The sequence below is a fragment of the Streptomyces sp. NPDC001902 genome (genome assembly GCF_042891295.1).
Taxonomy (GTDB): Bacteria; Actinomycetota; Actinomycetes; order Streptomycetales; family Streptomycetaceae; genus Actinacidiphila.
Window position 1 is genome coordinate 21,999 of record NZ_JBIATA010000004.1, and the last position, 10,213, is coordinate 32,211.

Genomic DNA, 10,213 nt, shown 5'->3' on the forward strand with positions numbered 1-10,213 from the left:
CATGATCCTGCGCCCGTTGCACGACACCGACGAGGACGCCGACGCCGTAGCGGTCGTGGCCGCCGCCGCGTTCGGCGCCTCCGACGCCCTGCCCGGTGGCGGCCCGCCCGAGGAGATGCCTCCCGAGCGGGCCGCCCTGCTGCGACGGCGCAACCGGTACGTCGCGCGCACCGACCCCGGTGGCTGCTGGCTGGCCGTGGACGAGACCTCCGGCATGCCGCTCGGGGTCGCCATGTCGACGCGCCGCGAGGGGACGTGGGGGCTGTCGCTCTTCGCCGTGCTGCCCTCCGCGCAGCGGCAGGGGGTCGGGCGCGAACTGCTCGCCGCGGCGATGGCGTACGGGCGAGGCTGCCTGCGCGGCATCATCTGCAGCTCCCGCGACCCGCGGGCGGCGGCGACCTACCGCCGGGCGGGCTTCGCGCTGCACCCGGCGATGCGCCTGGAAGGCGCCGTCCGCAAGGGCGACCTGCCCGCGCCGGACGGGGCGGTGCACGAGGGCTCGGCCAAGCACCGCGACCTGATGGACTCCGTCGACCGGCGCACCCGGGGCGGCGCCCACGGCCTCGACCACGACCAACTGCTCACCGAGTGCCCCCTGTTGGTCGTGGACGACCTCGCCGGGAGCGGCTACTGCTACGTCGACCGGGACGGGAACGTACGGCTGCTCGCCGCCACCTCCCGTCGCCTGGCGTCCCGGCTGCTCACCGCCGCGCTGCTGAGCCTGCCCGAGGGCACCACCGCGCAGGTCCCCAACCTGACGGCCGAACAGCAGTGGGCGGTGGACGTGGGCCTGACGGCCGGGCTGGAGCTGAGCACGTCCGGCTGGGTCTGCCTGCGCGGGATGCGTCCGCCGGAACCGTACATCCCGTCCGGGTTCTTCCTGTAGACGGCGCAGGGCCCGGGGCGTTCGTGAACGCCCCGGGCCCTGCCGCCTGTCGTACTGCGCCGGGTCTCAGACCCCGGCCAGCTCCGCCTTCTTCTGCGTCTCCTCCTCGCCCGGGCCTGCGGCCCCGGCCGCCCGCTTCAGCGCCTTGCGCTTGGCACGGCGCTCCTTGCGGATCTCGACCATCGTGTAGAGGGTCGGGACGAGCAGCAGGGTCAGCAGCGTCGAGGTGAGCAGACCGCCGATGACGACGACCGCGAGCGGCTGGGCGATGAAGCCGCCCTCGCCGGTCACCCCGAGGGCCATCGGGAGCAGGGCGAAGATGGTCGCCAGCGCGGTCATCAGGATCGGCCGCAGACGGTGCCGGCCCCCCTCGATGACGGCCTCCACGACGCCGTACCCCTGGGCGCGGTACTGGTTGATGAGGTCCATCAGCACGATCGCGTTCGTCACGACGATGCCGATGAGCATCAGCATGCCGATCAGCGCCGGGACGCCCATCGGGGTACCGGTGATCAGCAGCAGGCCGATCGCGCCGGTGGCCGCGAACGGGATGGACACCAGCAGCACCAGCGGCTGGATCAGGCTGCGGAAGGTGCCGACCAGCAGCATGAAGACGATGGCGATCGCGGCGAGCATCGCGAGCCCGAGCCCCACGAAGGCGTCGTCCTGGTCCGAGGAGACACCGCCGATCTCGGCGGTGGCGCCCTTGGGCAGGTCGAGCGACTTGATCTTCGACTGCAGGGCGGTGCTCACCGCGCCGGTGTTGTCACCGGCCGGCGTCGCCGTGATCGTCGCGGCGCGGGCGCCGTCGATCCGGGTCTTCTGCACCGGGCCGGGGGCCTCGACGACCTCGGCGAGCTTGCCGAGCTTCACCGGTCCCGCGGGGGTGGGGATGGTGAGGGCCTTCAGTTCGGCGACCGTCCCGGCCTTCTGCTCGGAGACCACCCGCACGTCGCGCTCAGTGTCGTCGAGCACCGCGGTGCCGACCGTCGTACCGCGCACGGCCTGGGTGACGGCGGCGCCGATGGTGGCGTCGTTGAGGCCGTACTTGGCGGCCTCGGCCTGCTTGGCGTGGACCTCGATGCGGGGCACGCTCTGCGCGAGGTCGCTGGTGACGTCGGTGACGTCGTCCAGCCCGGCGACGGCGTCGCGGACCTCGGCACTGGCCTTGGCCAGGGTGTCGGCGTCCGCGGCCTTGACCACGACCGACAGGTTCTGGCTGCCGAAGCCGCCGCCACCGGAGACCGAGGTCGTGCCGACGCCGTCGAGCGTCTTGAGGCCGGCACGGATCTCGTCGAGGACGTCCGCGCTGTCGTCGGCGTTCTTCAGCTTCACCTGGAAGCTGGCCTGGTTGGCGCCGGTGCCGCCGCCGAAGGCCGCCAGGAAGCCGGAGGAACCGACGGTGACCTGGTAGTCCTGGACCTGGTCGATGCCCTCGAGGAGCTTCTCGACCTTGCGGGCCGCCGCGTCGGAGGCCGCCAGGCTGGTGCCCGGCGGGAGCTCCTGCCTGACGGTCAGGGTGTCCTGGTCGCCCTGGTCGAAGAAGTTGGTCTTGAGCATCGGGGCGAGCCCGAAGGTGCCCAGCAGGACCGCGACCGCGATCGCGATGCTGGTGAGGCGGCGCCGGGTGGCGAAGCGCAGCACCGGCACGTAGAGCCGCTGCAGCAGGCTGCGGGCCTCCTCCTCCTCGGCCTTGCGGCGGATCTCGTCCGGGTCCACGGTGCCGGCGTCGGCCGGGGGCTTGAGGAACCAGAACGAGAGCACCGGGACGACCGTCAGCGACACCAGCAGCGAGGCCAGCAGCGCGGCGGCGACGGTCAGCGAGAACGAGCCGAACAGGGCGCCCACCATGCCGCCGACCAGGCCGATCGGCACGAAGACCGCGACCGTGGTGAGCGTGGAGGCGGTGACCGCACCGGCCACCTCGCGCACGGCGGCGATGATCGCGGACTGCTTCTCCTCACCGTAGGCGAGGTGCCGCTTGATGTTCTCCAGCACCACGATCGAGTCGTCGACGACACGGCCGATGGCGATGGTCAGCGCGCCCAGGGTGAGCATGTTGAGCGACAGGTCGCGGGTCCACAGCACGATCAGCGTCAGCACGACGGAGAGCGGGATGGAGACCGCGGTCACCAGCGTCGACCGCAGCGACGCCAGGAAGACCAGGATGATCACGACCGCGAAGAGCAGACCGAGCAGGCCCTCGGTGGTCAGTCCGTCGATGGACTTGGAGACCGCGGGGCCCTGGTCGCTGACGACGGTGAGCTTGGCGCCCTTGCCGAGGTCGCGCTCGAGGTCGGCCAGCTTGTCCTTGACCGCAGAGGAGATCGCGACGGCGCTGCCGTCCTGGTCCATGGTGACGGCGACGCCGAGGCTCGGCTCGCCGTCGGTCCGGGTGATGGAGGCGGCGGCGTCCGGGCGCTCCGCGACGGTGGCGACGTCGCCGAGGCGCACGGGCTCGGGGGCGGCGGGGATCCGCAGGTCCTCGATCTGCCGCACGGAGGCGTACTCGCCGCCGACCTGGACGGTGCGGCTCTTGCCGCTGTCGTCGAAGGAGCCCGCCGGGACGGGGTGGCCGCCGGCCTGCAGCGCCTGCACCAGGGCGATGGCGCCGAGCTTGCGGGCGGCGAGCTTCTTGTCGTCGGGGGTGACGGTGACGATCTGGTCCTGGACGCCGGTGACGGTCACCTGGCCGGCGCCGTCGATGTCCTGCAGGACCGGGACGACCGACCGGTCGAGCGCGTCGGCCAGTGCCTGCTGGTCCAGGCCGGTGGAGGTGGCGGCGAGGACGACGGTCGGGATGTCGTCCGTCGAGCCGGCGATGACCTGCGGGTCGGCGTCCTCCGGCAGCCGCGAGGAGACCCGGTTCACCGCCTGCTGGACGTTGGCCACCAGCTTGTCGCTGTCGTTGCCGTAGTCGAACCGGGCCATGATCACGGCAGCGCCCTCGCTGGCCGTGGACGTGATGCCCGTGATGCCGTCGACGCCCTTGACGCCGGCTTCGATCGGCTCGACGACCTGCTTCTCGACGACGTCGGGGGACGCGCCCGGGTAGGTCGTGATCACCGACACCATGGGCAGGTCGATGGAGGGCAGCAACTGCTGCTTGAGGGACGGTATCGCGATGGCGCCGAAGCCGATGGCGACCACCGCCATCAGCGCGACCAGACTGCGCTGGGCGAGGCTGAACCGGGACAGCCAGGACATCGTGGTGCGGTCTCTTCTCTGTGCTCAGAGTGCTCGGGTGTTCTCGGGTTGCGGACTTTTGTCAGCCCACGCCACTTTCTCCTGCCGCGGAGGGTGGTTTCCTCAGCCCGAGGTCGTGATTGGTTCCGGGGGCGTACTGCGGACGCGGTACACGCCGGTGGTACTCAGCGCGCCGCGGGCCGCACCAGACCCGACTCGTACGCGGCGACGACCAGCTGCGCGCGGTCGCGGGCACCGAGTTTGGCCATGGTGCGGTTCACGTGCGTCTTGACGGTGAGCGGGCTCACCCCGAGGCGTTCGGCGATCTCGTCGTTCGGCAGCCCCAGCGCCACCTCGACCAGCACCTCGCGCTCGCGTGCCGTCAGCGCGTCCAGGTCCGGGGCCGCCGGTCCGCCCTCCGAGGGCAGCGGGCGCTGACCGCCGCTCTGCGCCAGGAACTGGGCGATCAGGCTCTTGGTCGCCGACGGGGACAGCAGCGCGTCGCCCTCGGCGACGGTGCGGATCGCGGCGAGCAGTTCGGCCGGCTCGGCGCCCTTGCCGAGGAACCCGGCGGCGCCGGCGCGGATCGCCTGCGCGACGTACTCGTCCGCCTCGAACGTCGTCAGGACGAGGACCGCCACGCCGGTCAGGTCTTCGGCGGCGGTGATCTCGCGGGTGGCGGCGAGGCCGTCCGTGCCGGGCATCCGGATGTCCATCAGGACGACGTCCGCCCGGGTGCTGCGGGCCAGCGCGACGGCCTCGGCACCGTCCGAGGCCTCCCCCACGACCTCCATGTCCGGCTCGGACTCCACGAGGACGCGGAACGCACCCCGCAGCAGCGCCTGGTCGTCCGCGAGCAGCACCCTGATCATGCCGGGATCCTCCCATCCCCCCGCCGGGCGGCCGGCTGGCCCGGCACCACCAGCGGCAGGCGGGCGTGGACGCGGAAACCGCCCTGCGTGCAGGGGCCGGCCTCGCAGGTGCCGCCGAGGGCCGCGGCCCGCTCGCGCATGCCGATCAGGCCGTGGCCGCCGCCCGCGGTGCCCGGGGCCTGCGGGCTGCCGCCACGGTCGACCACGGTGACCTCCAGCGTCCCGTCGCCGCGCGCGATGCGGATCCGCGCCCGCGCGCCCGGGCCGGCGTGCTTGTGGACGTTGGTCAGCGACTCCTGGATGACCCGGTACGCGGTGAGGTCCACGCTCGCGGGAAGCGTGCCGGGGTCCTCCTCGACCACCTCCACCGGCAGCCCGGCCCGGCGGAAGCCGTCGACGAGCTGGTCCAGCACACCGAGGCCGGGTGCCGGTTCCATGGGTGCGGCGGGGTCCCCCGACTGCCGCAGCAGGCCGACGGTCGCACGGAGCTCGTCCAGCGCCGAACGGCTCGCCTCGCGGACGTGTGCGAGGGCCTGCTTCGCCTGGTCGGGCCGGCTGTCCATGACGTGGGCGGCGACACCGGCCTGCACGTTGACCAGGGCGATGTGGTGGGCGACCACGTCGTGCAGCTCGCGGGCGATCCGCATCCGCTCCTCGGCGACGCGGCGCTTGGCCTCCTCCTCCCGGGTGCGCTCGGCCCGCTCGGCGCGCTCCTCGACGGCGGCGACGTAGGCGCGGCGGTGCCGGGTGGCCTCGCCGGCGGCTGCGGCCATGCCGCTCCACGCGAACAGGGCGATGTTCTCGGCGGAGTACCAGGGCCGGGCCCCGAAGAGCATGGCGATCGCGGGCAGCAGCAGGCAGGTGGCGAGGCCGAGCCGGAAGGTGGTGGTGCGGTCGGTGCGCGTGGAGGCGGAGAAGAGCGCCACGACGACGGTGGCGGCCACCGGGGCGCGGCCCTCCCCGGTCGCGGTGAGCAGGTAGACGACGGTGACCGCGCCGGTGAAGGCGAGGACGCCCAGCGGGCTGCGCCGGCGCACCATCAGCGCGGCGGAGCCGAGGACGGCCAGCAGGATGTCGGGGACCGAGGCGTCGTACCGCTCGGTGTGCGGCCCGATGAACATGTTGCCGAGGATCACCGCGAGGACGGCGAGCGCCAGCCCGGCGTCGAGGGCTACGGGGTGGGCCTGCGGCCACAGTCGGGCCCGGTCCTTCATCGATCGATGCTGCACGCTCACCAACGGTACGGGTCCCCAGGAACGGCCGTGCCCCGGTCCGGTGCGGTACCGGGCCGGGGCACTCGGCGGGTGCGCTGGTCGGCGAGGTGTCAGCCGGGGATGAGCCCGCCGTCCCCGAGCAGTGCCCGGACCTCCTCCAAGGTGGCCTCCGAGGCCGGCAGGATCAGCTCGGACGGCTCCAGGGAGTCGTCCGGCAGAGGTGTGCCGAGCCGCCGGACGGCGTCGAGGAGCGCGGTGAGCGTGCGCCGGAACCCGGCGTCGTCACCGCTCTCCATCTCCGCCAGGAGCTCGTCGTCGAGCTTGTTGAGTTCGGTGAGGTGGCTCTCGTCCACCGTGACCTGGCCCTCGCCCATGATCCTCACGATCACGACGCCCTCCTCTAGGGGTGTCTCACTGCTTGTCGAACCGGGGCTGGTCCTGGGTCTGCGACGGGGTCTGGCCCTGCTGTCCGCTCTCGATGGCCTGCTGCGGGGAGCCGCCGGCGAGCTCGGCCTTCATGCGCTGCAGCTCCAGTTCGACGTCGCTGCCGCCGGAGAGGCGGTCGAGCTCCGCCTGGATGTCGTCCTTGGCGATCCCGGTCGGGTCGTCCAGGGCGCCGGAGGCCAGCAGCTCGTCCAGGGCGCCGGCCCGGGCGCGCAGCTGCTCGGTCTTGTCCTCGGCCCGCTGGATCGCCAGGCCGACGTCGCCCATCTCCTCCGAGATGCCGGAGAAGGCCTCGCCGATCTGGGTCTGTGCCTTGGCCGCGCTGTAGGTGGCCTTGATGGTCTCCTTCTTGGTGCGGAAGGCGTCCACCTTGGCCTGCAGGCGCTGGGCGGCGAGGGTGAGCTTCTCCTCCTCGCCCTGCAGCGTCTGGTGCTGCGTCTCCAGGTCGGTGACCTGCTGCTGGAGGGCGGCTCGACGCGACAGCGCCTCGCGGGCCAGGTCCTCCCGCCCCAGGGCGAGCGCCTTGCGGCCCTGGTCCTCGTACTTCGCGGACTGCTGCTGCAGCTGGTTCAGCTGCAGCTCCAGGCGCTTGCGCGAGGTGGCGACGTCGGCCACACCGCGCCGAACCTTCTGCAGCAGCTCCAGCTGTTTCTGGTACGAGTAGTCGAGGGTCTCGCGCGGATCCTCGGCCCGGTCAAGGGCCTTGTTGGCCTTCGCGCGGAAGATCATCCCCATCCGCTTCATGACACCGCTCATGGGCCTCGCGCGCCCCCTTCATTCAGCTCGCCAGCACACCTCTACAGACCCCACAGTACGGGGCCTGGTTCCATTACCCCACTGTTCTGTTGCTGATGCGCTCATCCTTAGGAACGATCACAGTTCGATGACCTCAGGCGCAGGGAGTAGGTGAGGGGCTGGGGGTCCCGTCGGCGAGCACGTAACCTTGGAGTCGTGTTCCGACGTCGTTCCCAAAGCGAGCAGACCGCGTCCACCACTGTGGTGGACGACCGGCAGCCCCGCGACCCGCAGGCTCCCAAGGGTCGCCCCACGCCCAAGCGCAGCGATGCCCAGGGCCAGCGCCGCAAGGCGGTGACCGCGCCCACCGACCGCAAGGCCGCCACCAAGCAGGCCCGCGACGCCCGGCGGGCCGACCTGGCCAAGCAGCGCGAGGCCCTGATGAACGGGGACGAGCGCTACCTGCCCGCCCGTGACAAGGGCCCCGTGCGCAAGTTCGCGCGCGACTACGTGGACTCGCGCTTCCGCATGGCCGAGTTCTTCCTGCCGCTCGCCGTGGTCATCCTCGTGCTCAGCATGCTCCGCAACCCCGCGCTGCAGAACCTCTCCCTGCTGCTGTGGCTCGTGGTCATCGTGCTGATCGTCGTCGACTCGGCCTTCACCGGTTTCCTGCTCCGCCGCGAGCTGGCCAAGCGCTTCCCGGACAAGCCCACCAAGGGCGCGGTCGCCTACGCCCTCATGCGGACCCTCCAGATGCGCCGACTGCGCCTGCCGAAGCCGCAGGTCAAGCGCGGCACCAAGCTCTGAGCGGGAACGGCGGTTTCGCCGGCGCCGCCGGCCCCTGGCTGGACCGGCTGGGCGGGCTCCGGAACACCGTGCGCCAGGAGCTGGTCGCGCGCCAGCTGGACGAGCAGATCACCGCGCGCTTCCCCGTGGGGCGTCGGCTCAGGATCCTCGACGTCGGGCCCGGCCAGGGCACCCAGGCGCTGCGACTCGCCCGTGCCGGCCACCTGGTCACCGGCCTGGAGGCCGATCCGGAGATGGCGGGGGTCCTGCGCGGGGCCGTGGCCGCCGAGCCGGAGGGCATACGCGAGCGGATCAGCCTCGTCGAGGGCGACGGCCGGGAGACCGGCCGGCACTTCGGGCCCGGCAGCTTCGACGTCGTGCTCTGCCACGGCGTGCTGATGTACGTGCCCGAGCCGGACGCGATGGTCGCCGGGCTCGCCCGGGTGCTGGCCCCCGGCGGGCTGCTGTCGCTGCTGGTGCGCAACGCCGACGCCCTGGCGATGCGGCCCGCGCTGCAGGGCGACTGGGCCGGTGCGCTGTCCGCCTTCGCGGGCGATACGTACACCAACCGGCTGGGGCTCGCTGCCCGTGCCGACCGGCGCGCGGACCTGACGACGACCCTCAGCGCCATCGGCGCGCCGCTGCACGCCTGGTACGGGGTGCGGGTCTTCACCGACACGGCGCCGGACGACTCCGTGGAGGTGCCGGAGGAGTTGCTGGCCGCCGAGGAGCTGGCCGGCCGCACCGACCCCTACCGCGGGGTCGCGGCACTGCTGCATCTGTGCGGCGTACGGAACTGACCGGGGCGGGATACCGCGTACGGGACGCCACGAACGCGACACTTCGGTCATGCGCGATTCGAAGCCCAACCGATGGCGGCCGCCGACGGCGCTCCGGGCGGCGGCCCTGCTGCTGGCCGTCGCGTGCTGCGGTGGCGTGACCGCCGGATGCACGGGGGACTCCCCCTCCCCCAGCGCGGCATCCTCGGCGCCCGCGCCCGTCGCCGCCTCCGAGCTGGCCGGCGCCCGTGATCTGGAGCGCTCCTACCAGCAGGTGGTCAAGGCGGTGCTGCCGTCCGTCGTCCAGATCAACACGTCCGAGGGACTGGGCTCCGGCATCGTCTACGACACCAAGGGCCACATCGTCACCAACGCCCATGTCGTCGGCAACTCCCACACCTTCGAGGTCACCCTCGCCAACAGCGACACCCCGCACAAGGGCCGGCTCGTGGCCGCCTACCCCGAGCAGGACCTCGCCGTCATCGAACTCGACGACCCGCCGAGCGGGCTGCGCGCGGCGTCCTTCGGCCGCTCACGCGACGTCCAGGTCGGCCAGATCGTGCTCGCCATGGGCAGTCCGCTCGGCCTGAACAGCAGCGTCACGCAGGGCATCGTCTCAGCCGTCGGCCGTACGGTCAGCGAGACCGGGGCCGAGGGCGGCACCGGCGCCACCCTCGCCGACATGGTGCAGACCTCGGCTCCCATCAACCCCGGCAACAGCGGCGGCGCATTGGTCAACCTCTCCGGCCAGGTCATCGGCATCCCGACGCTCGCCGCGGTCAACCCCACCATGGGCGACTCCTCGGCCCCGGGCATCGGCTTCGCCATCCCCGCGGCGACCGTCACCCGCATCGCGGACCAGATCATCAAGCACGGCAAGGTCGTCGACTCCGGCCGCGCGGCGCTGGGCATCGTCGCGCGCACCGTCCTCGACGAGAACTTCCAGCCCGCCGGGGTGGGCGTCGTCGAGGTGACCCGGGGCGGAGCGGCGGACAAGGCCGGGATCAAGCCCGGGGACGTCATCACCGATGTCGGGGGCGACGACATCACGACCCTCCAGTCGCTGTCCGAGGCCCTGGTCCAGCACGCGCCCGGCGACACCGTGGACGTCACCTTCCAGCGCGGCGGCAGCGAGAAGACCGTCAAGGTCACGCTCGGGCAGCTCCAGTAGCGGCCGGACGCACAGCGGGGGGGGGGGGGGGGGGGGGGGGGCCCCCCCCCCCCCCCCCCCCCCGGGGGGGGGGCGCGCCCCCCCCCCCCCCCCCCCCCCCCACCAACCCCCCGGGGGCGGGGCGAAGGCGCGCCGACCAT

At 72.7% G+C, this 10,213-nt stretch carries 9 protein-coding genes; 4 read left to right on the forward strand and 5 right to left on the reverse strand.

The features are described from left to right. Nucleotide 1: 1 nt before the first annotated feature. On the forward strand, nucleotides 2–886 hold the full coding sequence (locus ACFYYN_RS08840; RefSeq protein ID WP_500545217.1) for a GNAT family N-acetyltransferase: 885 nt from the start codon (nucleotides 2–4) through the stop codon (nucleotides 884–886). 66 nt (nucleotides 887–952) lie between these two features. Here ACFYYN_RS08840 and ACFYYN_RS08845 read toward each other — a convergent pair whose 3' ends face one another. The 5 genes from ACFYYN_RS08845 to ACFYYN_RS08865 form a co-directional block, all read right to left on the reverse strand. Further along, nucleotides 953–4,093 carry an efflux RND transporter permease subunit gene (locus ACFYYN_RS08845; protein ID WP_500545218.1) on the reverse strand — a complete coding sequence of 1,047 codons (3,141 nt, stop codon included), beginning with the start codon at nucleotides 4,091–4,093 and terminating at the stop codon, nucleotides 953–955. Nucleotides 4,094–4,257: 164 nt separating this feature from the next. Next, nucleotides 4,258–4,944 (reverse strand): response regulator transcription factor, encoded by a 687-nt coding sequence (locus ACFYYN_RS08850; RefSeq protein ID WP_500358008.1) that lies wholly within the window; start codon nucleotides 4,942–4,944, stop codon nucleotides 4,258–4,260. Then, on the reverse strand, nucleotides 4,941–6,158 hold the full coding sequence (locus tag ACFYYN_RS08855) for a sensor histidine kinase (RefSeq protein ID WP_500545480.1): 1,218 nt from the start codon (nucleotides 6,156–6,158) through the stop codon (nucleotides 4,941–4,943). The genes ACFYYN_RS08850 and ACFYYN_RS08855 overlap by 4 nt, the downstream gene beginning before the upstream one ends. A 110-nt stretch (nucleotides 6,159–6,268) precedes the next feature. After that, the gene (gene pspAA / locus ACFYYN_RS08860) at nucleotides 6,269–6,547 is read right to left on the reverse strand and encodes a PspA-associated protein PspAA (protein ID WP_499511439.1); all 279 of its coding nucleotides are present in this window, start codon (nucleotides 6,545–6,547) and stop codon (nucleotides 6,269–6,271) included. A 22-nt stretch (nucleotides 6,548–6,569) separates the two neighbouring features. Continuing rightward, the gene (locus ACFYYN_RS08865) at nucleotides 6,570–7,358 is read right to left on the reverse strand and encodes a PspA/IM30 family protein (protein WP_499511440.1); all 789 of its coding nucleotides are present in this window, start codon (nucleotides 7,356–7,358) and stop codon (nucleotides 6,570–6,572) included. A gap of 195 nt (nucleotides 7,359–7,553) precedes the next feature. Between ACFYYN_RS08865 and ACFYYN_RS08870 the strand changes: the two genes are divergently transcribed. The 3 genes from ACFYYN_RS08870 to ACFYYN_RS08880 all read left to right on the forward strand — a co-directional run bounded on the left by ACFYYN_RS08870 (nucleotide 7,554) and on the right by ACFYYN_RS08880 (nucleotide 10,073). After that, nucleotides 7,554–8,144: a DUF3043 domain-containing protein gene (locus tag ACFYYN_RS08870; protein ID WP_500545219.1), complete on the forward strand. Its 591-nt coding sequence runs from the start codon at nucleotides 7,554–7,556 to the stop codon at nucleotides 8,142–8,144. A 68-nt stretch (nucleotides 8,145–8,212) separates the two neighbouring features. Then, the gene (locus ACFYYN_RS08875) at nucleotides 8,213–8,923 is read left to right on the forward strand and encodes a class I SAM-dependent methyltransferase (RefSeq protein ID WP_500329939.1); all 711 of its coding nucleotides are present in this window, start codon (nucleotides 8,213–8,215) and stop codon (nucleotides 8,921–8,923) included. A 49-nt stretch (nucleotides 8,924–8,972) separates the two neighbouring features. Further along, a complete protein-coding gene (locus ACFYYN_RS08880) occupies nucleotides 8,973–10,073 on the forward strand; it encodes a S1C family serine protease (protein ID WP_500545220.1) in 1,101 nt (366 codons plus the stop codon). Nucleotides 10,074–10,213: the final 140 nt, after the last annotated feature.

Excerpts from the sequence above, each read along its gene's own strand:
- ACFYYN_RS08840 (WP_500545217.1), top strand. The coding sequence starts at position 2 with ATGATCCTGCGCCCGTTGCACGACACCGACGAGGACGCCGACGCCGTA.
- ACFYYN_RS08845 (WP_500545218.1), bottom strand. The coding sequence starts at position 4,093 with ATGTCCTGGCTGTCCCGGTTCAGCCTCGCCCAGCGCAGTCTGGTCGCG.
- ACFYYN_RS08850 (WP_500358008.1), bottom strand. The coding sequence starts at position 4,944 with ATGATCAGGGTGCTGCTCGCGGACGACCAGGCGCTGCTGCGGGGTGCG.
- ACFYYN_RS08855 (WP_500545480.1), bottom strand. The coding sequence starts at position 6,158 with ATGAAGGACCGGGCCCGACTGTGGCCGCAGGCCCACCCCGTAGCCCTC.
- ACFYYN_RS08865 (WP_499511440.1), bottom strand. The coding sequence starts at position 7,358 with ATGAGCGGTGTCATGAAGCGGATGGGGATGATCTTCCGCGCGAAGGCC.
- ACFYYN_RS08880 (WP_500545220.1), top strand. The coding sequence starts at position 8,973 with ATGCGCGATTCGAAGCCCAACCGATGGCGGCCGCCGACGGCGCTCCGG.